At 39.8% G+C, this 26,999-nt stretch carries 30 protein-coding genes; 9 read left to right on the forward strand and 21 right to left on the reverse strand.

The annotated features are described in order from the left end of the window. Positions 1-14: 14 nt before the first annotated feature. Positions 15-290 carry a YlbG family protein gene (locus TV75_RS04795; RefSeq protein WP_044337505.1) on the reverse strand — a complete coding sequence of 92 codons (276 nt, stop codon included), beginning with the start codon at positions 288-290 and terminating at the stop codon, positions 15-17. A gap of 138 nt (positions 291-428) precedes the next feature. Here TV75_RS04795 and TV75_RS04800 point away from each other — a divergent pair, with 138 nt between their 5' ends. Next, entirely contained in the window at positions 429-743 is a 315-nt protein-coding gene (locus TV75_RS04800) for a hypothetical protein (RefSeq protein ID WP_052504420.1), read from the forward strand. Between the two features lie 67 nt (positions 744-810). On the opposite strand, the gene TV75_RS04805 is transcribed toward TV75_RS04800, so the two are convergent. The 4 genes from TV75_RS04805 to TV75_RS04820 all read right to left on the reverse strand — a co-directional run bounded on the left by TV75_RS04805 (position 811) and on the right by TV75_RS04820 (position 2,610). Then, entirely contained in the window at positions 811-1,257 is a 447-nt protein-coding gene (locus TV75_RS04805) for a YlbF family regulator (protein WP_044337506.1), read from the reverse strand. 166 nt (positions 1,258-1,423) lie between these two features. Further along, positions 1,424-1,819, reverse strand: a complete 396-nt coding sequence (locus tag TV75_RS04810) for a hypothetical protein (protein WP_052504421.1) — start codon at positions 1,817-1,819, stop codon at positions 1,424-1,426. A 117-nt stretch (positions 1,820-1,936) separates the two neighbouring features. After that, positions 1,937-2,179, reverse strand: coding sequence for a YlbE-like family protein (locus TV75_RS04815; protein WP_044337507.1), 243 nt, complete (start codon positions 2,177-2,179; stop codon positions 1,937-1,939). 14 nt (positions 2,180-2,193) lie between these two features. Further along, on the reverse strand, positions 2,194-2,610 hold the full coding sequence (locus TV75_RS04820) for a YlbD family protein (RefSeq protein ID WP_044337508.1): 417 nt from the start codon (positions 2,608-2,610) through the stop codon (positions 2,194-2,196). 170 nt (positions 2,611-2,780) lie between these two features. Here TV75_RS04820 and TV75_RS04825 point away from each other — a divergent pair, with 170 nt between their 5' ends. Next, complete coding sequence (locus tag TV75_RS04825) at positions 2,781-3,269, forward strand: PaaI family thioesterase (protein WP_044337509.1); 489 nt, start codon at positions 2,781-2,783, stop codon at positions 3,267-3,269. Positions 3,270-3,331: 62 nt separating this feature from the next. Here TV75_RS04825 and TV75_RS04830 read toward each other — a convergent pair whose 3' ends face one another. Together TV75_RS04830 and TV75_RS04835 are read right to left on the reverse strand one after the other, a co-directional pair. After that, on the reverse strand, positions 3,332-4,381 hold the full coding sequence (locus tag TV75_RS04830; protein WP_253275466.1) for a CAP domain-containing protein: 1,050 nt from the start codon (positions 4,379-4,381) through the stop codon (positions 3,332-3,334). A gap of 213 nt (positions 4,382-4,594) precedes the next feature. Further along, a complete protein-coding gene (locus TV75_RS04835) occupies positions 4,595-5,029 on the reverse strand; it encodes a CBS domain-containing protein (RefSeq protein ID WP_156142316.1) in 435 nt (144 codons plus the stop codon). Between the two features lie 252 nt (positions 5,030-5,281). Here TV75_RS04835 and TV75_RS04840 point away from each other — a divergent pair, with 252 nt between their 5' ends. Continuing rightward, positions 5,282-5,641 (forward strand): YugN family protein, encoded by a 360-nt coding sequence (locus tag TV75_RS04840; protein WP_044337511.1) that lies wholly within the window; start codon positions 5,282-5,284, stop codon positions 5,639-5,641. Between the two features lie 215 nt (positions 5,642-5,856). Continuing rightward, positions 5,857-6,915 (forward strand): sporulation integral membrane protein YtvI, encoded by a 1,059-nt coding sequence (ytvI, locus tag TV75_RS04845; protein WP_044337512.1) that lies wholly within the window; start codon positions 5,857-5,859, stop codon positions 6,913-6,915. A gap of 106 nt (positions 6,916-7,021) precedes the next feature. Here the strand turns inward: ytvI and TV75_RS04850 are convergent, their stop codons facing one another. From TV75_RS04850 to cyoE, 8 genes are all read right to left on the reverse strand, one after another. Beyond that, a complete protein-coding gene (locus TV75_RS04850; RefSeq protein ID WP_044337513.1) occupies positions 7,022-8,173 on the reverse strand; it encodes a GNAT family N-acetyltransferase in 1,152 nt (383 codons plus the stop codon). A 113-nt stretch (positions 8,174-8,286) separates the two neighbouring features. After that, on the reverse strand, positions 8,287-8,748 hold the full coding sequence (locus TV75_RS04855) for a DUF420 domain-containing protein (protein ID WP_044337514.1): 462 nt from the start codon (positions 8,746-8,748) through the stop codon (positions 8,287-8,289). Positions 8,749-8,821: 73 nt separating this feature from the next. Beyond that, a complete protein-coding gene (gene ctaG / locus TV75_RS04860; RefSeq protein ID WP_044337515.1) occupies positions 8,822-9,727 on the reverse strand; it encodes a cytochrome c oxidase assembly factor CtaG in 906 nt (301 codons plus the stop codon). A gap of 302 nt (positions 9,728-10,029) precedes the next feature. After that, the gene (ctaF, locus tag TV75_RS04870; RefSeq protein ID WP_044337517.1) at positions 10,030-10,362 is read right to left on the reverse strand and encodes a cytochrome c oxidase subunit IVB; all 333 of its coding nucleotides are present in this window, start codon (positions 10,360-10,362) and stop codon (positions 10,030-10,032) included. A gap of 4 nt (positions 10,363-10,366) precedes the next feature. After that, positions 10,367-10,996, reverse strand: a complete 630-nt coding sequence (locus TV75_RS04875) for a cytochrome (ubi)quinol oxidase subunit III (RefSeq protein ID WP_044337518.1) — start codon at positions 10,994-10,996, stop codon at positions 10,367-10,369. Next, positions 10,996-12,867 (reverse strand): cytochrome c oxidase subunit I, encoded by a 1,872-nt coding sequence (ctaD, locus tag TV75_RS04880; RefSeq protein ID WP_044337519.1) that lies wholly within the window; start codon positions 12,865-12,867, stop codon positions 10,996-10,998. The genes TV75_RS04875 and ctaD overlap by 1 nt, the downstream gene beginning before the upstream one ends. A 29-nt stretch (positions 12,868-12,896) precedes the next feature. After that, a complete protein-coding gene (gene coxB / locus TV75_RS04885) occupies positions 12,897-13,973 on the reverse strand; it encodes a cytochrome c oxidase subunit II (protein WP_044337520.1) in 1,077 nt (358 codons plus the stop codon). Between the two features lie 103 nt (positions 13,974-14,076). After that, a complete protein-coding gene (cyoE, locus tag TV75_RS04890) occupies positions 14,077-14,988 on the reverse strand; it encodes a heme o synthase (RefSeq protein WP_044337521.1) in 912 nt (303 codons plus the stop codon). Positions 14,989-15,479: 491 nt separating this feature from the next. Here cyoE and TV75_RS04895 point away from each other — a divergent pair, with 491 nt between their 5' ends. After that, a complete protein-coding gene (locus TV75_RS04895) occupies positions 15,480-16,400 on the forward strand; it encodes a COX15/CtaA family protein (RefSeq protein WP_301280412.1) in 921 nt (306 codons plus the stop codon). 35 nt (positions 16,401-16,435) lie between these two features. On the opposite strand, the gene pyc is transcribed toward TV75_RS04895, so the two are convergent. The 4 genes from pyc to glsA form a co-directional block, all read right to left on the reverse strand. Beyond that, positions 16,436-19,876, reverse strand: a complete 3,441-nt coding sequence (gene pyc, locus TV75_RS04900) for a pyruvate carboxylase (RefSeq protein WP_044337522.1) — start codon at positions 19,874-19,876, stop codon at positions 16,436-16,438. Between the two features lie 142 nt (positions 19,877-20,018). Beyond that, positions 20,019-21,236, reverse strand: a complete 1,218-nt coding sequence (locus TV75_RS04905; RefSeq protein ID WP_044337523.1) for an FtsW/RodA/SpoVE family cell cycle protein — start codon at positions 21,234-21,236, stop codon at positions 20,019-20,021. A 113-nt stretch (positions 21,237-21,349) separates the two neighbouring features. Beyond that, positions 21,350-21,631, reverse strand: coding sequence for a YlaN family protein (locus tag TV75_RS04910; protein ID WP_044337524.1), 282 nt, complete (start codon positions 21,629-21,631; stop codon positions 21,350-21,352). A 231-nt stretch (positions 21,632-21,862) separates the two neighbouring features. Continuing rightward, positions 21,863-22,789: a glutaminase A gene (gene glsA / locus TV75_RS04915; RefSeq protein WP_044337525.1), complete on the reverse strand. Its 927-nt coding sequence runs from the start codon at positions 22,787-22,789 to the stop codon at positions 21,863-21,865. Between the two features lie 136 nt (positions 22,790-22,925). Here glsA and TV75_RS04920 point away from each other — a divergent pair, with 136 nt between their 5' ends. After that, a complete protein-coding gene (locus tag TV75_RS04920; RefSeq protein WP_044337526.1) occupies positions 22,926-23,423 on the forward strand; it encodes a hypothetical protein in 498 nt (165 codons plus the stop codon). 123 nt (positions 23,424-23,546) lie between these two features. Here the strand turns inward: TV75_RS04920 and TV75_RS04925 are convergent, their stop codons facing one another. Next, on the reverse strand, positions 23,547-24,875 hold the full coding sequence (locus tag TV75_RS04925; protein WP_044337527.1) for a PhoH family protein: 1,329 nt from the start codon (positions 24,873-24,875) through the stop codon (positions 23,547-23,549). 177 nt (positions 24,876-25,052) lie between these two features. Here TV75_RS04925 and TV75_RS04930 point away from each other — a divergent pair, with 177 nt between their 5' ends. Beyond that, positions 25,053-25,655 carry a YhcN/YlaJ family sporulation lipoprotein gene (locus TV75_RS04930; protein ID WP_044337528.1) on the forward strand — a complete coding sequence of 201 codons (603 nt, stop codon included), beginning with the start codon at positions 25,053-25,055 and terminating at the stop codon, positions 25,653-25,655. 53 nt (positions 25,656-25,708) lie between these two features. On the opposite strand, the gene TV75_RS04935 is transcribed toward TV75_RS04930, so the two are convergent. Further along, complete coding sequence (locus tag TV75_RS04935; protein WP_044337529.1) at positions 25,709-26,164, reverse strand: pyridoxamine 5'-phosphate oxidase family protein; 456 nt, start codon at positions 26,162-26,164, stop codon at positions 25,709-25,711. A gap of 187 nt (positions 26,165-26,351) precedes the next feature. Between TV75_RS04935 and TV75_RS04940 the strand changes: the two genes are divergently transcribed. Together TV75_RS04940 and TV75_RS04945 are read left to right on the forward strand one after the other, a co-directional pair. Next, positions 26,352-26,552: a YlaI family protein gene (locus TV75_RS04940; RefSeq protein WP_044337530.1), complete on the forward strand. Its 201-nt coding sequence runs from the start codon at positions 26,352-26,354 to the stop codon at positions 26,550-26,552. After that, positions 26,542-26,985, forward strand: a complete 444-nt coding sequence (locus TV75_RS04945; protein ID WP_044337531.1) for a hypothetical protein — start codon at positions 26,542-26,544, stop codon at positions 26,983-26,985. The genes TV75_RS04940 and TV75_RS04945 overlap by 11 nt, the downstream gene beginning before the upstream one ends. Positions 26,986-26,999 lie beyond the last annotated feature (14 nt).

Here is a 26,999-nt window from a genome sequence, read left to right on the forward strand (position 1 = left end):
TTTGGCAGCAAACATTAAAATCCCATTTTGTAATCATATTCCTTTGCCTTATCCGGGCGGGAATTTTCAAAAACAGACTTAATAAATGGCTTAAATGAAGGATCTACTTTTTTCACATAAGAATAGGTAGATATTCGTTCCATTACCGAGTCAATTTCATCTTGATTACAATAAAGTACAACATATTTCATTTTCTTCGAAACATAGTGAACATTCCCAAATCGTCTCAGGGATTTGGCATGTTTCAAACTATGTAACCAAACAACTAAACCTTGTCTCTCTGTTAACATATAGTTTCCCCTCTAGGAATCACTTTTTTCTAAGTCTAGCATAATAATGTGGGGGTAAGCAATACGTAATGGTGTGAACATTCAATAATTAAGCTGACAGTGAATACTACATAACGAAGTAGAGAATGGAGGGCCACCATGGACTTAAATGTGATTTGGGACTTTTTTATCGACCAGCTTCGGCAAGAAGATGGGATTGAGGATGCTCATGTGAAATGGAGCGCAGGCATTCCATTTATCTATATACAATCCAAGAAAGAGAAAAGTGACATTGAATACTCCATTAAAAAGTGGTCGGCTAAAGCGATGCGGGGAAAAAGATTGCACTCAGATACGATTTTTTTCAGGGAAGATGAATCAATATATGTATATCGCCACCGGTTCTATGTTCCGCAGGAAAAGATGTTTTGCTGCGGGAACCTCTGCGTGGATTGTGTTAGGTTAAGGCAGTAGGTATAGGTTTTGATCTTCTCTAAATGAAAGAAGAGCAGACGCATTGTCCGCTCTTCTTTCAACTTGTTTACGCTGAACAGCCGCAGCTTCCGCCAGAACCGCAGCCTCCTCCGCATGACCCTCCGCTTGAAAAGAAAGGATTCCCTGAAGGAACCTTTACATTTTTTGATACAGAATGGCCGATTAGCAGGCTCACTTGATCAAGGAGATCTTGCAATTCGTTTTCCGCACGCCGGAATTCTGCTACATTTTCATCAAGATCCATTTCTCTTTTCACTTCACGGATCTCTTTCATGATGGTTTTGTAGTCAGGGTGGTAACGGCCGAAACGCTGAACTTCTTCGTAACTTTCCTTCATCCGCGCAAAGGTTTGTACTTTTCGCTGAGTTTCAGAATGATTACGAAGTTTATATAAAGACTTACGATAATTTTCTGCCACATCAGATTCTAAAATCCACTGAGATAATTCGTCAGCTGAATCCAATATTTCCATTCTTTCTATAGTAGCAAGCATAATGCTCACCTCCGTAACGACATTTTAACATGTTTTACGAAAGGAAGCGAATATACAAATTGATTTTTTAGATTTGCTCACTTAATGGAATGCCTGGCCAACTTTAAATTATCCTGCATCAAAAACGCCGTGAAATAATTTTCACGGCGGTCAATGATAAATAATACTACTGAATCGTCACATAAAACTGCTTTTTCATCCCTAAAGGTTTGTTATTCGTCCCTACGATTTCCACGTTGAGAAGATGTACACCTTTTGGTAATCCTTTTACAACAAAGGCAGCTGTATGATATTCCTTATACAAATTTCCTGTATTTGAACGAACGACAATCTTCCCTTTTTTTGCTCCGCTTTTTTCTGAAGTGAAAGTTACATTGGGAACGATACATTCAATATACACTTGACTTCCTTGTACCATATGTTTGATGGAAAGAGGTTTTTGTTCAGTGTTTGCTGCTTCTACTTTTTTTGTGAACGTAAAGCTTTCTGGTTCAGGCATTTTTTCCTTACAGCCGCTTAATACAATAAGTAACGCAATGGATAGAAAAATGATTTTCTTCATCGTGTACACCACTCCTTACTAATAGCCTTGCCCTATCCACATGAATTTTACTCATAATATTTGATGGGAGGGGGTGATGAAGTATTTAATGCATGCCCACAACAAAAAAATAGCACCTCAACTATCGGCACTATTCATTGATTGAAACATACTGATCATCATGGAAGCCATTTGCACTCCGTTTGAGAATTTTTGTACTCGATGAGGAATCGTCTTTTGAAAATGGTTGATGGAGGCAATTTCGAATTTCTCTAATTCATTGGGATTACGTGAAAGGGTGCGATACCACTGTGGCTGATCCCTTAAAAATAATTTCAGATCTTCTTTGGCATAAATATACTCAATAATATCTGCTCTCATATTTCGTCGCCCTCCTAATCTTTTCGGAATGAAAATGGATGGGAGGGTTTAGATGGTGTTTCTGTTTTGGTCGCCGTTTTTGATCCCCTATTGTTATTTGACTGAAATTGACTAAGTACACCTTGCACGGCTCCCAGGGCTTCGCTTAAGCTGTTAATATGTTGCTGCAATTGATTAGCGTCCATTTTTTTCACCATTTCTCCTACTTGATCCATCCAGCCGTTTTTACTTACCTGGTTTGTTGCTGTTGTTTCTTTGGTGACTTGGTCTCTATACTTATCCCATTTTGTATCATCCTCCCCAAGTAAGTACCAGTCTTCAAAGAGATCTTGCCAATTAGCATCGCCATTCCGTACATCCCTTACAATTTTTGGGTGCTTCTTCACAAATCCTTTAAACTCTTTTACCTTTGGGTGTAGTGATTTACCCATTTTATGAACACCTCCATTACAGGCATCTACCTACTATACTTTATGAAGGATTGAAAAGAATGGTGATACATTCCTTTTTGTAGTAATATTTACATGTATATTAAAGTCGATTTTCAACAAAACAGTTTCCATGAACAGGCTGCTGTGAATAGAGAAAAGGATGTATGAAGATGAAAGAACGGGTACAACAGTTATTTGATGAATGTCTTTCAGGGGCAACGGATGAGGAACTTCTTATATTGAAGCAGCTTCTTGAAGGAGTAAAACGTAAGAAAGAAAATGAAAATGGATCAATCATTGGCGGAATATTTGCAATGGACCGTGAAGTAAAAGACGGGAATTTCGAAATAAGCATTCCGATAACCCCAGTTACACATAATTCCCTGAAGATCGTTCATGGAGGAGTAACGGCTACTTTGGTTGACTCAGCTATGGGGACATTGGCCAATATGATGCTTCCAGAGGGTTATGGTGCCGTGACCACAAATTTAAATGTTCACTACTTGGCCCCAGGTAAAGGAGAACGATTAACTGCTCATGCAACAGTGGTTCATCAGGGCAGCAAGACAATTGTTGTGGATGGGAAAGTTGTATGTTCAGACGGCAAGATTGTCGCTCATTCTACCGGATCCTTTTTTATATTCAAAAAGAAACAATAGACGAGCTTTTTTTCCAAAAGAAAGGTTGACTCCCCTTTTAGCGTTGGGAATCAACCTTCCTTTTATTCGTTTTCGAATTTCTCTATAAAGTTTTGAGTGTAGTACCTTTTGTATACCCCGACACCAAGATGAGTGAATTGTTGTTCCAATAGTATCTTTCGATGTCCTTCAGAATTGAGCCAGCCATGAACGGCTTCGGGAGCATCGGTGTACTGGGAAGCAATGTTTTCCCCTGCTGTTTTGAACATAACGTTTTCACTTTCCAGGCGCTCGGAAAGGTTTCCGAAGGTAGGTGAATCATGTGAGAAATAGTCCTCTTCATACATTTCCCTACTATGCCCTCTTGCTACCTTTGCCGTTTCTTCATCCCATTTTAAGGTACCTTCCTCAAATTGATGCCTGAGCACATTGGTAATATCGAAGATCTGCTGTTCACTGGCACTATTCACTTTATCCCATTCATCTTCACTCGGGTCCTCTGCTTCTGCCAATTCCCCTCGATACATCATTTCATATGGATGCATCTCAATCAATGTTTGGCTATCCAGAAAGCGGATACTCGTAAGCTTACCGGTGAATTTGTCTAAATAAAGCTGTGCATAAATATCTCCGAGGGATATGAGTAGCCGTGTATTCAGGTCTTCTTCATTCAGTTCAAATTGATAAGCCCCTGAATCATCATTTACCACGATTTCGGAATCAACAATTGTAAAACGGTATATGTCTTCCAAGCTTTGCCCCAATTTATAAGGGGACACATCCACTTGATTCCCAATGGCAAACAGCGTAACGACTTTATCATTATTAACGCCCATTTGTATGTACTGCTTATCCGAAATCGGGTAGATCCACCATTCATAACCATAGGAGCTTGGTTCAACCCGCTCAGGGTCCCCAAAAGCTTCTATTACCTTTTTTGTATCCTTACCAATCCAGGTAGATAAACCGGATGTAGGACGTTCACCTGAAGTTTCGATTGATTGGTTCAATTGGTTTTCGTTGTCTTCTTTAAGAGTTTGGGTTTCTGGTCCTTTTAGAGGTTCATTTTCTTGTTTTTGACCTTGATAAATACCAATAAATAAAATAATGACAAGAATGATCAAAATACGCAAAACGGTTCTCAGAAATTTCCCTCCTCTCTACTTTCTCTATCAAGATATGCTGCATATACTAGAATTATTATACCATTGTTCATGATTCTAAAACTTCAGTCTAGTATAAAGGATAGCATATTTTCATGCCTTCTAAAACAAATGAATCTCTTTAGGGAAAGGTTTCTGCCTGAAATAAAATAGAGATGATCATAGATCATCTCATCATCAGGATTAAAACGGTTTATTTCTGAAATTCGATTCAGATATATTTTCTAACGCAACGTAGGCCTGTCTGCCCAGTGATTCCCTTATAGCAAAATCACCTAAAGAGATCATCCCGACCAATCGGTCTCCATCAACAATAGGGAGTCTGCGGATCTGATTCTCGGCCATGATATAAGCCGCTTCTTCCGCTTCGGCTTCAGGTCCTACAGTTATTAAATGTGTACTCATAATATCCTCTACCTTCGATGAAGCAGGGTGCTTTTCAGCAATACAGCGGAGGACTATATCCCGGTCCGTCATCATTCCAACAATCTTCTCACCATCCACGATGGGAATGGATCCTACATTATGTTCCTTCATTTTAAGAGCAACCTCATAAACATTATCCAGTAATGAACAGGTTTCAACATCTTTTGTCATTATATCTTTGATTTGTGTCAAATTTATCCTCCTCATGTGTTCAGAATTACTTTCTATATTTTTCACTTTCTCCTGAAGGATATTCACCTTTTATAAAATTGCCATAATCAAATGCTTCAAGACATTGCAAGATAAAGGTTTTTCCACTATTATTAAGAATGAGAAATACCGCATTAGTATCATTGTACATACACCGATATAAATGCTTCAACCATACGTACAGCATGAGTGCTTTTAGAGCCATCATGCCAGACAATATAGGAGGGAATTATTATGCGATTTGAAGGAACAGAATTTGAAAGCTTAAAAGTGGATTTAAACCGATTAGACGAAATTATGGAATCTCATGGTCTAGTTCGTGCAGGGCAATGGGATTACGAAAGAGTAACGTACGATCGCAAATTCGAAATTAGAGAAGGCATTTTCTACTTGCGAATCCAAGGTCTTGCTGTTGAAGGAGATATCGGTAAGCATGACGCAGTTATCCAATTAATGACCCCACTATTAGGTAAGCACTATTATCCACATGGTGTAGAATACGGTGAAGGTGAAGAATTCCCTAAACACCTGGTCACTTCTTGTGAAAAACTTATTACGGATGTCAAAAAAGAAGCAACGAATTTCGCTTGGTAATAGTTGAATTTAAAAAGACTGTCTATCTTCAGACAGTCTTTTTCTATGTCTTAATTAGAGTGTGCAATACCTCAATCTCTCCTGTTCAACAATCGATAAACATGCATGTAAACAGAAAAATATCCTTTAAAATTTCATTTTCTTCCTACTGTTCATTCTCCCCATTCTCTCATATAATATATAGTAAGAGGTTTTTGTTAGAAAGGGGTACACAATTGTCCAAGTTTTTCACGAAAAAAGTATTAATGATTACGCTTATCATCTTAATACTTGCTATAGTTGCTTTTTTTATTTTACCTGTTTCCGTTCCCCTCATTACTGCGATTATTACTGCTCTTTTCCTGGAGCCAGCCGTTAGCTTTATTCAAAAGCGTTTTTCGGCAAAACGTAGAATTGCTGTACTTTCTGTTTTTATACTATTTCTACTTCTTATTAGCGTTTCCTCGTTCTTCGTAACTACGAAAGTCGTAGGTGAGGGTATTAAGCTCATAGAAGATGCACCGAAATATGTTAACCAATTAAGCGATATATGGCTTGATTATGAGGATAGGCTATTGAACGCGACGGAGGATCTTCCTGATGAATTAGTGAAAAGCTTCAGTGAAGACGTTCAAAACTTCCTGAATAGTGGGAAGACGAAGATTCTTAACTCTGTCAATATTGAAAAGATAAGCGTATTTTTATCTTATATACCCAATTACTTAGTCAGTTTTCTAGTTTACTTAATTGCTCTCTTTCTTTTCATGTTGGATTTACCACGCATTAAGAAATCCATTTATGGTCACCTGACAGAAAGAACTGCAGAGAAAGTAGCGTTTATGACTTCCCGGCTCACTTATGTTATTTTTGGATTCTTTAAAGCTCAATTCCTGGTGAGTATTATCATCTTTATCGTTTCCTTAATTGGATTATTATTTATATCTCCCGATGTTGCAATCGTAATGTCGATTATCATATGGGTGATTGACTTCATTCCTTTGATAGGGTCCATCGTCGTTTTGGGCCCCTGGGCTATTTTCCATCTCTTAACAGGAAATATAGCATTAGGAACTCAACTTGCTGTTTTAGCTGCCATTCTTCTTATTATTAGAAGAACGGTAGAGCCTAAAGTGATGGGAACCCATATTGGTCTATCCCCGCTTGCTACATTGATCGCCATGTATCTTGGGCTTAAACTCTTTGGTGTATTGGGCTTTATCATAGGTCCATTACTACTCATTGTTTTTAACTCCGCTAAAGAGGCAGGTATTATAAAAACGAATTTCAAGTTATAATTTTAAGGACAAATCCTGTCGACCAGGATTTGTCCTTTTTTGAATCACCGATTAAAATTCCTTTGACTATGTTCACATTATTGTTGATCTGTTAAGTTGGACCTCATTAAAAGAAATCATAAAAAAACGGCTGTTTCCCCTGAGAAAAGGCTTGGAGCTTATGAAGCTCTCCTTGCCCTTGCCCGCATTGAAGTTTTCCCATTTGCAATAGGGCCTGTGGGGTATGTATTCCAAAAACTAACCCCGTGAAAGCGTTTATATCCATTGAGACCGGATCCTCCATCTTTTCTCCCACAATCACTTCATTTTTATTTACAAAAAAGGTATTGGTATTCCATGCGGCTGTCGGATCCGTAATGGAGAGTGACAGTTGATACGAAAAATCGATTTCTTTTAAATATTTCTTCAAGAAGTTTTCCACATCGACGATTCTTGCCATGAAGTATGGGTACTTTTCCATCTTAACTGCAGGGTCCCTCAACATATACAGTAATGGTTCACACGGGTTCAAAATAAGTTCTGCCTCTTTCACCATAGAGTCGTGCTGACAAATAAAGTTCCATAATCCAATTCTTGCATCACTTGTAAGGGGAACAAATTCTTCAACCTTTATCTTTTCCTTTTTCACTTCATATGTAAGGTATCCGGTTGCCTCAGCTTGTTCGTTATAATATATGGCTATCCACAAATCCGTGATGCTTCTTTCCCTCCACCAGTTTTCTGAACGGACGAGCATGCCATTATATTCTTCAGCGTAGCGATTATAAATCGATTCTAATTCATTAGGATACGTATCCTTCGTAAATCTTTTAATTTGTCCATTATGAGGCTTTAAAGGGACTAGGTCCTTCTTCTCCAGCTGTGCCTTGTGGAAATACGTAAATACCTCCCAACCAAATTTGCGATAGAAATCAATATAAAATGGATGGAGCATGGATAAGACTTGGCCATCTTCCTTCATCTTTTGTAATGAATGGTTCATCAATCGACGTACGTACCCCCTCCTCCTAAACTCCGGATAGGTGGCGACTCCTGCAATGCCCCCCATGGGATACACATGTTTACCCATCTGTATTTCCAAAGGTATCAAATGAAGCTTTGCAGCTAATTTCTCTTCTTCATATATTCCATACACAGTATGGTTCTTAGTCTGTTGAATACGTCTCTCCCTGTCTTCTCTTGGTACAGTATATTGAAACGCATATTCAGATAACTGTAAAGATTCTTCAAGCTGATTGTGTTCTAACTTAGTGATCATTCTTCATCTGCTCCTTTCTCCTATATTTACATTCGACGAATATCCGTTATCCCCTTTTGAGACCAAGCAAAAAATAAAAACCTATTATGCGGTAAACGCATAATAGGTTTAGATTAGTACCCCAGTATTGCCCTGATGACCGAAGTGGTTTCCCCACCCTTATAAAATACGTATAGAAGGAGGTAAACTGCAACGCCTGTAATCGCTGTGAAGAACCAGATAAGGCTCGTTATCGGTCCTAGTTTTCGATGCCTTGCTAAACGGTCTTTATAGCCTGTCCACAAACTCATTAAGCCAAACACTGCCCCGGTTGTTGCCAATGTAATATGGAAAACCAGGAATATCGTATAATAAATCTTGATGCTATCGGGACCGCCAAAGGACGTATTCCCAACAAAAATCGTTCTGCTCATATAAATGATGAAAAAGATAAGCGCAAAAACACCTGCAAGTGTCATGGTTTTCTGATGTTGCTCAATCTTTCTCTGTTTAATCTGCCACCATCCAATTGCGACTGTCACTGCACTTAATACGATAAAAGTGGTACTAATTGTAGGTAAAATAGGTAAACCCATCTCTAATCCTCTCTTTTCTAAAGATACTAAGCTATGTAATTAAAGGAATGACGTTTAATCATCCCCTGATTCGTTACTGTTCTGTCAACTTGGGATCAATAGGATCATACGAGAGCTTTTCCTGTTTCTCCTGATCTTTACGATACCATTGAAAGAACAAGTTGAAGAGCATAACTCCAAATACAATCTCCTGAACAATCTTCATGATCACACCGCCAAGCTGCTGATCATTTTGTGTTGACATATCCGTAAATAATTCCGGCCCAGTCAACGTCAAGCCTTCAAGAGTAGTAACGGGCACACATAGTGCCAGCGCTTTAAGAAACTCCTGTGGATCATAATAAGGGGCATATAAAGGATTCTCGGCAAAAATAATCAAACCGCATGCCGGAGTCAATAAGACTGCACTACCAAGAATATATCCGATACGCTTGAGCCCACTTAGATCAATATCGTCATCCACCGGATTCAGTAAAGGCCACCACATGAATAAGGCCAACAAGAATAGAATGATGGTTGCCAAACCGTGAAGAGTAGCATCGGTCCTGACATTATCAAACACTAAAGGGATATGATAAATCGAAAAGATGATATTGAAAGATAGTAAAGAGATCAATGGTTTTGTCATAAACTTAAATACTTGCTTAACCACCGGTAACTCAACTGCAGCCTTCCAGACCCATTTAGGAATTCCCAATACAAGCAGGGGAGTGACCACTAAATATAGTAACGCCATTTGTGCCATGTGAGCTGAAAATAAAATTGTGCTCATAATTTCTACCGGCGAACCCTTAATGCCATATAGTAGAACCATTGATAAAATAAAATAAGTGGCTTCTTTGCGGGTCAGCTTTTTACTTTCTTTAAAGCTGTCTCTCCATTTGATCGTGATTAAGAAATACACGACCGTGATAAATGCTAAAGCCAAGAGAAAAAACGGGCTCCATAAAGCCATAAAACCAAAAATACCCAAAGGCATTTCTTCACCTCATTTCACGTTTCCTATCCCCATTATACTGACAACCCTCCCCCACTTCAATGTAAGGTAATGACAAGTTCTTGACAATTAGAAAAGCGGAGGGGCTTTGCCCAGAGGCGACAAGCATAAGTCGGGAATGCCGGAAAGGCGCTTTTTGCCTTTTGGGCATTCCCGACTTATGACCTCGAGCCTCTAAGCCCCGTAGCTGGACAATGAAAAGCGGAAGCGGCTGGGTAGGCCCGACAAGCATATCTAGAAATCCACAACCAAAAAAAAGCCAGCCCTCCGGCTGACTTTTTTCTTTAGATCCATACAATCGTTACAAATGCCAATACTGTGATAAATGCAACAAGTGCACCAGAGTACAGGAACAATGCAGGAGCTTCATGACCTTTATGACTCATATGCATGAAGTAATAAAGTTGAAAAATTAGTTGAACGACTGCAAGTAAGAGGATGAAAGGTACAATAAAGTACTTATCAAAATCTCCTGCGACTGCAATGAACGCCACTAATGTTAAGAAAATCATTAACATGAAGGATGTAACCTGCATTCTCATGTCTTCTGCATTTTTCTTACGACGATATTCGTAATCTACACTTGGGTTACCTGAATTTGATTGTTGATTCGCCATCAGTTTATCCCACCATTCCCATTAAGTATACTACTGTAAAGATGAATACCCATACAACGTCGATAAAGTGCCAGTATAGAGAAGCTAAATAGAACTTTGGAGCATTGTAAAGGTTTAAACCGCGTTTAGCGTTACGAAGCATTAAGCTTACAATCCATAGAAGACCGAAAGCTACGTGTCCTCCGTGGAATCCAACTAGCGTGTAGAAGGCTGAACCAAATGCACTACTAGTAAATGTATGCCCGTATTCATGTACGTAATGATTAAACTCATAAATCTCTAATCCAAGGAAAGCTGCACCTAGAAGAACCGTTACTAACAACCAAGCCTGCATGCGTTGGAAGTTATAGTTCTTCATATGATACATTGCATAAACACTTGTTAGAGAACTAGTTAAAAGTAACATAGTTGCAATAAATGCAAGTGGTAAATCAAAGATGTCAGCAGCAAGTGCATGACTGTCACTAGGAACTTTGTCTTTAAGCGCTAAATATGTTGCGAAAAGAGATCCGAAAAGAACCGTTTCTCCACCAAGGAAAAACCAGAAGCCCATGAACTTGTTTTTCCCCTCAAGGGTCGCCTTTTCAGGGGAGGCTGGCCAGGTCTTTGGCGTGAATTTTTCTTCAGCGTGCATTATGCCTTACCCCCTTTATCATCATCCATTAAATCTTCTTTGTGAACATGATATCCATGATCATCAATTACTGAACGGAAGAACATTGCACCTAATGTGATAAGCATACCAATTACCAGAACAGGGATTGCCCATGCTTTATCACCATCCGGATGATACATAGCACCAAAGGCTGCGATGAATAATCCAAGAGAAATGATTACCGGTAAGATGGAGTTATTCGGCATATGAATGTCTCCGATTGGTTCTGCTGGAGTTAAGTCTTTCTTACCTTCCATCTTTTCTAACCAGTAGGCATCCAAACCACGGATAAGTGGAGTTTGCTTAAAGTTATAGAATGGAGGTGGTGATGGAATCGCCCATTCAATCGTACGTCCATCTCCCCAAGGGTCATTAGAAACCTTAACAGCTTTAACTTGGGTCATGATGACATTAACAAGAAGAACAATAACCGCAACTCCCATGAAGCCTGCTCCAATGGAAGAAATCAGGTTTCCTGTTTCTAATCCTTGTCCAGGCAAGAACTTCCAGATACGACGAGGCATACCCATTAAACCAAGGAAATGCTGAATAAAGAATGTTAAGTGGAATCCGATAAAGAATAACCAGAAAGTGATTTTCCCTAAGAATTCATTTAACATTGTCCCGAACATTTTTGGCCAGTAATAGTGAGTACCTGCCAACAGGGCAAATACTACCCCACCTACGATAACGTAGTGGAAATGGGCAACAACGAAATACGTATCATGGAACTGATAGTCAGCTGTTGCAGCTGCATTCATGATTCCAGTAACCCCACCTGCCACGAAAGTAGGGATAAACGCTACTGCGTAGAGCATTGGAGTCGTGAAGCTGATACTTCCTCCCCACATCGTAAGGAGCCAGTTAAAGATCTTAATTCCTGTTGGAACGGCAATGGCCATTGTCGCAACAGCGAAGATTGCATTTGCGATTGGACCAAGACCTACTGTAAACATATGGTGAGCCCAAACCATGAATCCTAAGAAACCGATAAGCACGGTCGCAAATACCATGGATGAGTAACCGAATAGACGTTTTCTAGAGAAGTGCGGAATGATCTCAGAGAAAATTCCGAAAGCAGGTAATACAAGGATGTATACCTCAGGGTGCCCAAAAATCCAGAAGAAATGCTCCCAGATAATGGTGTTACCGCCATTCGCTACATCAAAGAAATTCGAACCGAACATACGATCAAATAACATTAAGAATAATCCTACCGTTAATGCAGGAAACGCGAATAAAATAAGTGCAGAGGTAACAAATACTGTCCAGGTAAATAGCGGCATACGCATGTATGTCATACCTGGAGCACGCATATTAATGATGGTTACAAGGAAGTTGATCCCACCAATCAGTGTTCCTGCACCTGAAATCTGTAAACCTAGTACATAGAAATCAATACCATGTCCTTTAGATGCCATTGAAAGTGAAGCATATGACGTCCACCCTGCATCTGGTGCTCCCCCTAAAAACCATGAGAGGTTAAGGAAAACCCCACCTGCGAAGAATAACCAAAAGCCTAATGAATTCAGGAATGGAAATGCAACGTCACGAGCACCGATTTGTAATGGTACAACCGCATTCATGAATGCGAAAATCAGCGGCATGGCCGCTAAGAAAATCATCGTTGTACCGTGCATTGTTAAAACTTCGTTGTATAAGCCTGCACTAACAAAGTCATTGTTAGGAACAGCCAGCTGTATACGAATGATAAGAGCTTCCAATCCACCGAGCAGGAAGAAGAATCCTCCGGCCATAAGGTAAAGGATGGCGATCTTTTTGTGGTCTACTGTTGTTAAGTAATCCCAAAGAGTCGCGCCGAAGCCTTTTTTCTGTGCATAGCTACTCACGATTAAACCTCCCTTTAACTAATCCCCAATTAATCTTGAACTTTTAACCCCATTAAATATTCTGCAAGGGCATCAAGTTCGTCTTCCTTCAGGTTACCGTATGTACCTGTCATTTTATTTCCTGGCTTGTACTGCTCAGGGTCAACTAACCAATTTTTCAATTCTTCTTCATTGTGATCTAAAATACCTGCGATTCTGGTACGCTCACCAAAGTTTGCTAAGTTCGGAGCAAGACGAGCTGATTCCGGACGTCCATCCTGAGGTGATACTGCGTGACAGCTTAAGCATTTTTGGTTGAAGATTTCTTGTCCTTGTTGAGCTAAATCAGAAGTCGGTTTAGGTTCTCCTGCATTTTGCATATCTTCTACCCATGCCGTAAACTCGTCCTTAGGAAGCGCTTTTACTTTAAAGTCCATTAAAGCATGAGAAGGTCCACAGAGCTCAGCACATTTTCCGTAGAATAACCCACCTGCTTCTTCAGACTTTTCTCCATCAAACTCAAGGAAAAATGTGTTTACGTTATCGACGTTAGTATCAATCTTTCCTCCGGCAGCTGGAATCCAGAAGGAGTGCTTAACGTCAGAAGCTGTGACATTGAAATAAACCTTTTGATCAGTTGGCACAACTAAATCCTGGGAAGTGATGATTTTTTGATCCTCATATTCGAATTCCCACCAGTAAAGGTTAGCGCGAACGTTTACAACTAGTGCTTCGCGATTCCCGTCTGCGTCTTTCTTATCCATAGCTTTAGTATCAGCTAATTCAAATGTAGACGTAACGGTCGGAACAGCCAGGATAAGAAGAAGGATGATCGGAATAACTGTCCACACAATTTCAAGTGTGTGACTTCCTTCAACTTGTTTGGGAATAGTAGTATCTCCTTTTTTTCTACGGAAACGAATAATCGCAACCATATAGACGATTACTACTACAATGATTACTAATACCATTATTAATGTAGACAGTATCATTAAATCATATTGTGTCTGTGCTACTTCACCAGCTGGCTGTAAAGTGGAGAGAAATGGCTCTCCACAACCAGAAAGAACTAGCGCTAACATTGCTACAATTGAGAATAAGCGCCACTTAGATAGCCTTGCTTTCATAGCTTAATCAAACCCCTCTTTCGTGTAATATACTTTTGAATAAAACAAGGACTCATAAAAAATATCTATTTGGATTTCTTATCAGAAAGAATTCCCACTAATCTTAAATTACGGTAACGATTACCATCGCTACGAACAAGATAGTTAAATAATTGAGTGAATAGACAAACATAAGTTTCGACCACTTAATATCATCTTTCATTTTGTAACCGGCTAAGCCCAGTGCAAGCCATCCAATATTAAAGGCTGTTGCAAGAATAAAGAAAAACATTCCTAAATCCAACAAGAAGAATGGCAGGGGCAGTAATGCTGCAACCCATGCAACGATATGGTGCTTTGTTGTAGCAAATCCCTTTACTACTGGAAGCATCGGTATATTCGCTGCTCTGTATTCTTCCACTCTCTTCATCGCTAAAGCGTAGAAATGAGGGGGCTGCCAGATAAACATCATTAGGAACAGAACCCATGCGATGATATCCAGATTTGCATCTACAGCCGACCAACCAATTAGTGGCGGGACCGCACCTGAGATACTGCCTACAATCGTATTGCTTACATATTTCCTCTTAGACCACATTGTATATAATACAACATAACTAAAAACCCCAATGATTCCTATCACACCTGCAGTGACGGTAGTCATAAATAACATTATAATTCCCACTGCAATCATAATTAATCCCAGAGACAACGCTTTAGGAGCATTGATCTTACCTGTTACGGTAGGGCGTCCCTTCGTACGTTCCATCAGAGGATCGATGTCTCGATCATACACATTATTTATGGAGCAGGAACCCGCAATAATAAGGGAAGAACCTATCAACGTCAGGAACATTGTATCAAGAGAATTTAGAAAGTGTGTATTCGTAAAGTAAAACGCTAACCACATACCTGTAAAGGTTGTAATTAAGTTTGAATTAACGATACCAATTTTGATTAATGCTAAGAAATCCTTCCAAGCAGTTGAGGTTGTCAAATCTGCTTCTTGAGCGTTAGTCATCATTCGACTAGACATACTCTTCCTCCTCTCTATAAAAAGCAAGAGGCAAATTACCACCTCTATACTATATAGGAAATGATTCTCTATTTCTATATCCATCTGCTAATTCATACACAGATAAGAAATAGTATATATGCTATCAATATTATATTAAACCATATATTTTTTCCTTTTTGGGGAAGAATTAAACAATAATGTGAAGAAATTGTGAAGAAAGAAAATCGCAGACGTTTCTTCATATTTCTACAAACATTTTAAATCCATCATACCATAAAACGAAGCTAAGCGCTTACAGATTTTGTTTTTCTGTAAATTAGTCATTATCTACTAATACCTATTCTCTTCATATAAATAATTATCATCCTCATAATGCTCATAATTCTGTAACATTTTATCGGTTGAGTTTTACTTACCTTTTATGTATTATCGTAGGGGCATATATATTTTTCTACTATATTTATAAATTAGAAAGTGTGTAGAGTCTATTAATTAAGAAGGTGAATAGATTGCATAATAAAGGTGTCCACAAAGGATTAAAGTGGCTTGCCGTTCTCACTACTCTTGGTATGTTATTTGTTCTATTGGGAGGAGCCCTCGTTACGAAGACCGAATCTGGTATGGGCTGCGGTCGATCTTGGCCATTATGTAACGGACAATTGATTCCAAGCGACATAACGTTCGAGCTTGTTATAGAATTGGCACACCGGGTTGTCTCCGGTGGTGTAGGGTTATTAGTATTAGCATTATCGATATGGTCATGGAGAGCGATTGGATATAAGCGTGAAACAAAATTCCTTGCTGCACTCTCTTTCTTTTTCTTAGTATTACAGGGTCTAATCGGAGCTGCTGCTGTACTCTGGGGTCAATCAGACTTCGTACTTGCGCTGCATTTCGGGATTTCCCTTATATCATTTGCTTCAGTTCTATTGTTAACACTTCTGATTTTTGAAGTCGATCAGAAATTTGATGCCAACTCATTGGTTATTAATAAACGTATGAGATTCCATACAATAGGAGTCACTTTATATAGTTATATTGTGGTTTATACCGGTGCTTTAGTCAGGCACACGGATTCGAGCTTAGTCTGTAAAGATTGGCCGTTATGCGTTAACTCGTCCCCGGGTCTGCCCGCAAATCTCTATGAATGGATTCAAATGGGACATCGAGCGGCAGCAGGACTCATTTTCTTATGGATCGCATATATCACCTATATTGCAATTAAAGAGCACAAACATCAAAAGGTTATTTATTGGGGATGGATCATTGCATTTACGCTGGTATCCCTTCAGGTCATGTCTGGAGCACTCGTTGTGTTCACACGATTGAACCTTGGGATTGCTTTATTACACGCATTGATCATCTCTTGTTTATTCGGATTACTATGCTACTTCATTTTACTTGCTTCAAGAAGTAAACTTAAAGAATAGAAAAAGGATTCCGGATTTATCCGGAATCCTTTTCTTTATGCTTTTTGCACTTCAATTAATAGATCTCCAGGATTAATGGCATCGCCGTTTTGTACATAAATGTCTTTCACTACCCCTGCAAACGGTGCTTGAACGGTCGTTTCCATTTTCATGGCTTCTGTGATCATTAGATGATCTCCTTTTTCAACCGTTTCACCTTTTTCTGCAATGACCTTTATAACGGTTCCTGGCATGGAAGCCCCGATATGATTTTCATTCTTCACATCAGCCTTCATCTTGGCTGCGACTGTTGATTTAATACTCTCGTCCTTAATGACAACTTCACGGGCCTGGCCATTCAGCTCGAAATAAACAATACGGGTACCATCTGCCTGAGCCTGACCAATCGAAACAAGCTTAACAATCAGTGTTTTCCCAGTTTCAATTTCCACTTCTATTTCCTCACCCAGTCTCATCCCGAATAAGAATGTCGGGGTATCAAGAACTGAAATATCTCCAAACTGATCCATTGTTTGTGCGTATTCCATGAACACTTTCGGATATAGGGCATATCCAAGGGCATCAAAGCTCGTGACAGGTCGCTGAAGATCCTCGAAGAGCTTTTCTTTAAGGGCGGTAAAGTCAACATCATCAAGGAGCTCCCCTGGGCGAACGGTCAATGGAGTGCGCCCTTTCAGAATCACATTTTGTAAATCTTTCGGGAATCCTCCATGAGGTTGCCCAAGATACCCTTCGAATAATTCCACCACTGAGTCAGGGAAATCGATCTTTTCACCCTTCTCGATTACATCTTCTTCCGATAAATCATTCTGAACCATAAATAGCGCCATATCTCCAACGACTTTAGATGAAGGAGTAACCTTTACGATATCCCCAAAGAGATGGTTGACCCTTGCATACATTTCTTTCACTTCTTCCCAACGATGCCCGAGTCCTACAGCTTTTGCCTGCTGCTGAAGGTTACTATACTGCCCCCCTGGCATTTCGTGCTTATACACCTCTGAATGTGGGGACATCATGCCGCTTTCAAAGTCTGTATAATACTTTCGGATGTCTTCCCAATAGTGAGAAAGAGTTTCAAGGGAGTCAATGTTTACATTCGGTTCTCTTTCGGTTCCTTTTAATGCGTAGAATAGCGTATTGGCACTTGGTTGAGATGTTAGTCCCGACATGGTGCTCAGTGCTGTATCGACGATATCTACACCGGCTTCAATGGCTCTTGCGTAAGTGTATATTCCGTTACCGCTCGTGTCATGAGTGTGTAGGTGGATAGGCAGGCTAACCGTATCTTTAAGTTCCGAAATAAGGCGGTAGGCAGACTGTGGTTTTAAGAGCCCTGCCATATCTTTGATCGCTAAAATATGCGCGCCGCTTGCTTCTAACTCTTTTGCCATATCCTTGTAGTAATCAATACTGTACTTTGTCCGGGTAGGATCTTCTATGTCACCGGTATAGCAAATGGCAGCCTCTGCGATTTTTCCACTTTGCCTTACAGCATCAATGGCTACTTCCATACCCTTGACCCAGTTTAAGCTGTCAAATATCCTGAAGACGTCTATTCCTGCAAATGCGGATTTCTCAACAAATTCTTTAATGACATTATCAGGGTAGTTCTTATAACCAACAGCATTGGAAGCTCTCAGAAGCATTTGGAAAAGAACATTTGGAATGCGCTCTCTCATTGTTAATAATCGATTCCAAGGATCTTCCTTCAGGAAACGATAGGCTACATCAAACGTTGCACCTCCCCACATTTCAAAGGAGAACATATCGGGAAGTAAATGAGATGTAGGCTCTGCAATTTGCTTGAGGTCATTTGTTCTGACACGCGTAGCAAGTAAAGATTGATGTGCATCCCGGAAAGTGGTATCAGTCAGCAGTACTGAGTTTTGTTCCTTGACCCAATTAACCAACCCTTCGGCACCATGTTGATCTAAAATTTGCTTTGTCCCCGGTTTAAAATCTTGTTTTAAGTCAAGGACTGGAATCCTTGGCTTAGAGAATACAGGCTTTTTCTTCTTCTCGATACCCGGGAAACCATTTACGGTTACATTTCCGATATAAGTAAGCATCTTCGTACCACGGTCTTTTCTTTTCGGAAAAATAAACAATTCAGGTGTCGTATCAATAAAGGAGGTATCATATCTGCCTGTAATAAAGTTTTCATGCTTAACAACATTTTCTAAGAACGGAATATTCGTCTTTATTCCACGTATTCTAAATTCTTGAAGATTTCTGACCATTTTTGATGCAGCTTGTTCAAAGGTTAAGGCCCACGTAGACAGTTTAACAAGAAGTGAATCATAATATGGAGTAATGACTGCTCCCTGGAAGCCGTTACCTGCATCCAATCGAACCCCGAATCCGCCTCCTGAACGATAAGCCATGATCTTCCCGGTGTCAGGCATAAAGTTATTTAATGGATCTTCTGTTGTAACACGGGATTGAATCGCAAACCCATTTGTCCGGATCTCTTCTTGAACAGGGATCCCAAGCTTACTGCTATGTAAGGCATGACCTTCTGCAATCATCAATTGAGACTGAACGATATCCACACCTGTAACCATTTCCGTGATCGTATGCTCTACTTGAACGCGAGGGTTTACCTCAATGAAATAGAATTGATCATTTGCTACCAGGAACTCAACCGTTCCGGCGTTCACATACTTTACATTATCCATCAAACGGACGGCTGCCTCACAAATATCTTCACGCAGCTGATCACTCAAAGATACGGATGGTGCGATTTCAACTACCTTTTGGTGACGTCTCTGGATGGAACAATCACGTTCATATAAGTGAACAATATTGCCGTCTTCATCCCCGAGTATCTGGACTTCAATGTGCTTAGGATTCTCCACAAATTTCTCAACATATATTTCATCATTTCCGAAAGCTGCTTTCGCTTCAGATTTGGCGCGCTCATAAGCTTCTTTTAAGCTTTCCAGGTTACGGACGATGCGCATTCCGCGTCCGCCGCCACCTAATGAAGCTTTAATGATGATTGGGAAGCCATGGTCCTTACCGAAGGCAATGACCTCTTCCAAAGTATCTACGGGGCCATCTGTTCCCGGAATAACAGGGATATTGGCCAATTGAGCCTGATGTCGCGCCTTGACTTTATCCCCAAACATATTTAAGTGCTCTGAATGAGGCCCAATAAAAGTAATCCCCTCTTCTTCACAACGTCTGGCAAAATGAATGTTTTCAGATAGGAACCCATACCCAGGATGGATGGCATCGACATCAGAGTTCTTTGCGATTCGAATGATCCCCTCTATATCTAAATAAGCATCAATAGGTTTCTTCCCTTCACCTATTAAGTATGCCTCATCCGCTTTATAACGATGATACGCTCCCGAATCTTCCTTACTGTAAATGGCGACGGTTCTAATACTAAGCTCCGTACAGGCACGGAACACACGGATGGCAATTTCACCGCGATTTGCTACTAGTACTTTTTTAATTTTCTTCAATACTCTCTCTCCTTTAAGCTATTCATGATTGAAAATCTCTATAATGCAGTCTATGAAAAAAGGACTGACCCGAAAGATAATTTAGAAGTATCTTAGGGGGCAGACCCTAGACTTAGAGTTTTAGATACTCTATCAAAGTGACCTACATTTTTACACCATATATTTTTTTGCTATTATCAATATTCTCCGAAGGATAGCCATTTTCCTTCTTTGTTTTATATTTTTCTTCATATTTTACAAACATCGACACATTTACAAGGACACCCATCGACAAAGATAGAACCAATAATGATGATCCTCCATAGCTGATGAATGGAAGTGGGACACCTGTAATCGGAATTAATCCAGATACACCGCCTAAATTAATGAAGGCCTGAATACCGATCATGCTCGATATTCCGATTGCCAGCATCGTTCCAAATGGATCCTGACATTTAACCCCAGTATAGATCCCCCGGAGCACGATATAAGACAGACCGAGGATCACAAAGCTTACACCGAATACACCTAATTCTTCAGCGATGATAGCCATAATGAAATCCGTTTGTGGTTCAGGCAGATAACCCAGTTTCTGAACACTTTGTCCCAATCCAAGCCCTTTTACCCCGCCGGAACCGATTGCAAGATAAGAGTTCACTAAGTGATAGCCCTCTCCCTGGGCATATTTAAACGGTGATAGATAAGCTTCAATCCGGCTAAGTCTTTCTCTTGTGAAAATGAAGCCCCTTGCCAGGTAAATGACAGGTGATAGTACGATCAGCAGCCCTACGCCTAAACCAGCCAGTTTGAAGAATGTCTTATAACTGATCCCGGAACATGAAATGACGATTGCTCCAATGGCGAAAATGATCGCCGCCGTACCAAAGTCAGGCTCTAAAAAGACTAAAAAACATATAAAACCCAAAAATAGTAATGGCGGGGCAAGACCCTTATTAAAATCATCTATGTATGCCTGTTTCTTGGAGTACACAGAGCCAAGATAAATAATGACTGCGAGCTTGGCGAACTCCGATGGCTGAATGGGCATGAAGCCTAAATTGATCCAGCTTTTTGCGTTGTTTACTTCATAACCGAAGATATGTACCCCGATTAATAATCCAATAATAATAAACATGAGACCTTTGATTATTTTCCCCACTTGGAAGGCTTTGTACGGAAACCACGCTGCTACGGTAAAGGCAATGAATCCAATGATGATATTGAGCATCTGCCTTTTATAGAAATGGTCACTTTCCCAACCAAACCGTTCCACAGCCATGACCATACTCGCACTATAAATCATTACCAGACCAAACAAACAAAGAAATACATATACAGCGATTAACGAATAATCATAGGACTTTGCTATTTTTTTAATCATAACATTTCAATCCTTTTTCTCTTATATCATAGAATAGATCCCAAGCAATCAATATCCTTAACAAAAAAACTCAAACAACAGATCCATGTATTGTTTGAGTTGTCATGACTATTTTACTTTTTTGTAGATGCTTCATGAAGGGCAGAAAGTTGTCTTTCTAAAGAATCAATCAGTTCTTTACCATCATGATCATCCACTAGCCCTAAACGGACTGCAAATTCTATTTCACGAGATAATCCGAACATTTGGGTATCCAATACTTCCTCATAAAGAGGACATTGGGGCATCGTTAAATTATCCATTTGTACTTTAATAAGTTGTAAAATCTTTTCTGCGTCGGCCTTTAACAGCTCATAGGCTTTTTCTCGATGATTGATTGTCATTTCTGACGCCACAGTGATCCCCCCATTCCGAACAAAGTGCATTCCTGTCTTAAAATTTTATCGTTAAATCAGAGAAATTGCAAGAAAAATAAGTGTATTCGGCGGGATTCAATGACAGATTTTCGAATTATTTTTCCGGAGGGATCACCGTGAAAAATCTCTTTTATAACCGCTTTTTCCAGAACCCGCTAAACAACCAATGCTTTTGATTCATACCCGTATGCGATTGATGGGACCCTTAGGTTAAAATATACTCCAGGAATATTCATCACTGAGCATTTCAAGGAGCTTTAGCCCTGCATTGCTATTCCCGACATTATCTAGTGCAGGTCCAAAGATTCCGATTCCACACTTCCCTGGAACGGCCCCCATGATTCCACCTGACACGCCACTTTTGGCCGGGATGCCCACTTTAATGGCAAATTCGCCAGAGGTGTTATACATTCCACACGTAACCATGAACGTCTTACAAATTCTTGCAACATCCCTCGTAATAATTTCTCTCCCGCTTTCAGGATCAACGCCATCATTAGCGAAAACAGCACCCATCTTAGCAAGATCGACACAACTCATTTCCACGGCACATTGTTTCGTATAGAGAACGAGTAAATCTTCTACATTTCCAGTAATCACTCCGTGCTGCTTCATATAATAACAAAGCGATCTATTTAAATTTGCTGTTTGGAGTTCTGAATAAGCCACATCTTCATTATATGATACCGTATCACCAGTCATGTGATTGATGAACTCGATTAATCGTTCCCACTTTTCCATTCCAGTGTTTCCTTTAATCATATTCGTTACAGCTAGTGCACCTGCATTGATCATCGGGTTCAGGGGTTTAGAGGGCTTATGGGTTTCGAGTTTTGCTATGGAATTAAAAGGATCACCCGTAGGCTCCATACCAACCTTAGAAAACACATGATCCTCCCCATAGTCCATTAATACAAGGGCAAGAGTAATGACTTTAGATATACTTTGCAATGTGAATTTCTTTAAGTGATCCCCTGCATAACAAGAGTGATTGTCCAAAGTATATATACTTATTGCCAAATCACTGGGATTTTGATCCTTTAATGCAGGTATGTAATCCGCCACCTTCCCCTCTGAAGCAAAAGGCCTTGCTTTCTCCACTAATTCTTCCAAAAGCTCCTGGGTTCTAACCACCATTGTATCAGCTCCTTTAGTCCTACCTTTAGTTTCCCTACTTTCCCCGATTGAAAACGTTGAAAATGCTTTCAGCTTTGTGTGACAAACTTTAAGATAACGGATATACTGAAACTATCAGCGAGAGGAGGAATCTAAATTGGAAAGCATAGTACCAATAAAAGGTCAGGTGAAATTCACGATAACCTTGGATTCGGGCGTTTGGATATTTGATGATCGAAAAGTGGATTTAACTACATATTTTGATGAAACGAATGAGACGATTGATGAATTAGAAGAATATACAAAAGCCGTGTCCAAGCATTGGTCCCGGGAAATTCAAGAAGGCGCAACTTACCCACCAACACTTAAGACAGAGAAAAAGTATGAAAAGGAAAAGATTTTGAACGGAACATTCGCTATTCCGTTAAAGCCGTTTCTTACAAATGCTGAACCTCTTGAAAATGCGTCATCTCTTGTAATCGAAACCGACTCGGATGATTATCGCATGGACCTTTCACAGGCAGATCAATTACTCATTGGATTCTCAAAAGAAGGAAAGCCCCTAAGGGAAAACGGTCCCGTTCATATCTACTACAAAAACGGATCGAATAGAGACAACCCAATTACCGATGTAAGAGCATTTCGGGTAGAATAAGATCGTATAAGGGATTTGCTACTCAAGGGAGCCCTTAGTTAAAAATGTTTACAAAAAACCGGTTCAGGAACCTCTGAACCGGTTTTTTCATACGTTATAATTGTGTTTTAAATAATGAAAGTACTAAAGGAGGTCAGCAGCAAGTTGAGCAAGACCGGATCTTTCACCTTTCATGAGTTTAACATGTCCGGCTAATTTTTGATCCTTAAATTTTTCTACAACATATGTTAAGCCATTGTTGTACTCATCCAGGTATGGATGATCAATTTGAGCTGGATCTCCCATCAAAACGATTTTACTTCGTTCTCCTACCCTGGTTAAGATTGTTTTCACTTCATGCTTTGTTAAGTTCTGAGCTTCATCAATGATGATATACTGATCCGGGATGCTTCTACCTCTGATATAAGTTAAAGCTTCCACTTCAATCGATCCCATACCAGCGAGGATATCATCCAGTTCACCTGGCTTCTTTGTATTGAACAAGTATTCCAGGTTGTCGTAAATCGGCTGCATCCAAGGTCTGAGTTTTTCTTGTTTTTCTCCTGGAAGATAACCAATATCCTTTCCTACGGGTACTATCGGACGAGCAACGAGCAATTTATTAAATTTATTAAAGTCTTCTGTTTGAAGGAGCCCAGCAGCCAGTGCAAGCAAGGTTTTTCCTGTGCCGGCTTTTCCAATCATGGTGACTAATGAAATATCATCTCTTAGTAACAGTTCAGTTGCCATCGTTTGCTGAACATTCCTGGCCTTGATACCCCACATATGCTCTTGATCGTATACCAACTTCTTTACTTTCAGTCCAGTTGCATCCACCATCCCTAATGCAGAAGCAGAGCTTCCAAGTGCATCCTTCATAATAAGGAATTGGTGGGAGTAAAATCGTTGTTTCGTTATATCAGTAAGGGTCAGTTCCCCTTTATCATAAAATTTGTCAAGTAACTCTCTCTCCGTATATAGTTCAATAAATCCTGTGTAGATATCATTTACCTCGATAACCCTGTCACTCAGGAAATCCTCTGCCTGTAACCCTAATGCATCAGCCTTTACCCTTACGAGTGTGTCTTTACTAACAAGTATGACTGATTTCCCATCCTTTTTTGCTTCTTCTTCGAGAGATAAGTTTTTTGCAACGGCAATAATTCTATTATCATTGGTCTTCTCTACAAATATTTCTTGAAGCTGATGAAATGAGCGGTGATTCAGTTCAATTCTCAATGATCCTCCCGTATAAAGGGGGATTTTTTCATGGAGCTTTCCTTCTTGCCGTAAATTATCTATTAACTTCGATACATGTCTTGCGTTTCTTCCGATTTCATCCATATAACGCTTTTTGGAGTCCACTTCTTCTAAAACGACTGCAGGTATAACCACCTCATTATCTTGAAAAGAAAAGATGGCTTGTGGATCTTGTAATAAGACATTGGTATCTAATACATAAATTTTATTCAAATCGATGCCTCCTGCTCCTGATTTCTTATTACTATTGTATGTAGCCAATGTTGTTCCGGTTATTCCCAGCTACTCAAATAGGACGGCCCGTTTCTTAAAATATATGAATAAACGTATAAAGATAGAAGAAAATTACACAATAAGAAAGATATTGATTCTAAATCGGGAGGTTTTCACATGTTTAAACTCATCTCTCTACTTATGGTAACCATCATTCTGGGTGCATGCGCGAACAAGAATGAGGTCGGGTATAATAATGATTCGAACAGTAAAAACAATAAACCGATCACTGTTCAGGATAGCAATATCCAACATGTTGAGCGAAAATCAGGACAGCAAATCTCAAAGCATTTAGTTGACCTGACGACTAGTGTACCTGATGTAAAAGACGCAACCGCGGTAGTCTTTGGGAAGTATGCATTTGTTGGGATCGATATCGATTCCGATATTGAACGTTCTCAAGTCGGTTCCATCAAGTATTCTGTAGCAGAAGCACTTCAGAAAGATCCATATGGTGCAGAAGCCATTGTCATCGCCGATCCGGACCTTTATGCACGTTTAAATGAAATCAGCAAAGACATTCAAAGGGGCGAACCGGTTCAAGGTATCATGAATGAATTGGCTGACATATCCGGCAGACTCATGCCTGAAATTCCTAGATCGTTAAAGCAAACAGACCCCGAAAATGCGCCGAATGAACCCAATAAGAAAATGAATAACACGAAAGAAAAACAACTTCAGAAAAAACAGGAAAATCAAACGTACGATAAGATTGAATAATTCTTGGGTATTTAAAGGATGAATGAGAAAAAGCCATGAAAAAGCTTAGGGTCCTAAGCTTTTTTCATGGCTTCTATTACTTGGCGGTCCAAACGGTCTGCGGCCGTCTTATCATATGTCTTCTCATAGGCAGGTTCTGACGATATTTTCGATCCATAGAACATGACGTCTCTTACTTCATTGATAGCAAGTTTAACTAGCGCCAGCTTTAAAGGGACCCCTTCCAGCTTCTCCTCTTGGACCACTGCTTTTCCGCTTATGGAATAGGTCGATTCATTTGCAATCAAATTCACAACTGCAAGGGAATTATTTTTAATATTCTCTACAATCCTGGAACGTTGATCAACAGCAAATAGCAACGTGTGTTCATCCATCGCAAGTATCCAGGAAATCGCACTCACATTGGGTCCATGAGTTTCAAAATCAACGGTAGCGAGCGTAACAAACCGCTCTGATTGAAGTACATCAAATAGTGCAGGAATTAAGCTTGATTCCACTTGATTAGCCATACAACCCCCCCTTATGAGGCCTCATTTTCTCTGTAAGCGTTTCATTTCATTCGTGATTCATCTTGATTATACTATACCAAATTCTAATGATAAAAGCATACAGGAAAGTTAAATAAAGCGTTTGACTTTACTACATGATATACTAAAAAGACTAAACTTATGATTAGAACAAATAGAGGTGTAATGTATGAGAGTAAAATGTGCTTTATGTGAAGTGATAGAGAATATTGATGATTATTCCCTGCAAGCAAAGAAATTGCGGAACCGCCCCATCCATACGTATATGTGTGACAAGTGCCATGATCGTATCAAAGAAAAGACAGAGGAACGTGTGTCTACCGGGAATTTCAGATTTTATCGTTCACCTCAAGTAGAAGATGACTTTTAAACAAATCGGTTCTGGAACTATTATCGGTCTTGTTTCAGGTACCCTATTAGGATTCTTCCTTAAATGGATGCAAGGAATGACAGGCATCAAGGTATATGTCCTTTTATTGAATGTTGATTTCATTCCCGTGTTCGGTGATAAAGACTTTCCTGAATGGATGGAGTTTTTGTTCCATTTGGTTATTTCATGTGTGATCGGGGTAGTGTTGGTGTACATGATCGAAAGGCTGAACGTTTCTCGTAAAGGCGCTTGGATCCTTTCCTTTGCCCTAACAGCGCCGACGGTGTTCCTATATTTCCCTCTTTCATACCTGGCGATTAAAGATGTACCCGGTTTACTGTATGGAGAGGCAATTATCTTGTGGACAGCAGGACACCTTCTTTACGCACTGTCTTTACCCCCGCTTTATTATCTATTTTCTGTACGTGGTTAATCCACATAACGAAA

It is taken from the genome of Rossellomorea aquimaris (assembly GCF_000935355.1).
Classification (GTDB): domain Bacteria; phylum Bacillota; class Bacilli; order Bacillales; family Bacillaceae_B; genus Rossellomorea; species Rossellomorea aquimaris_B.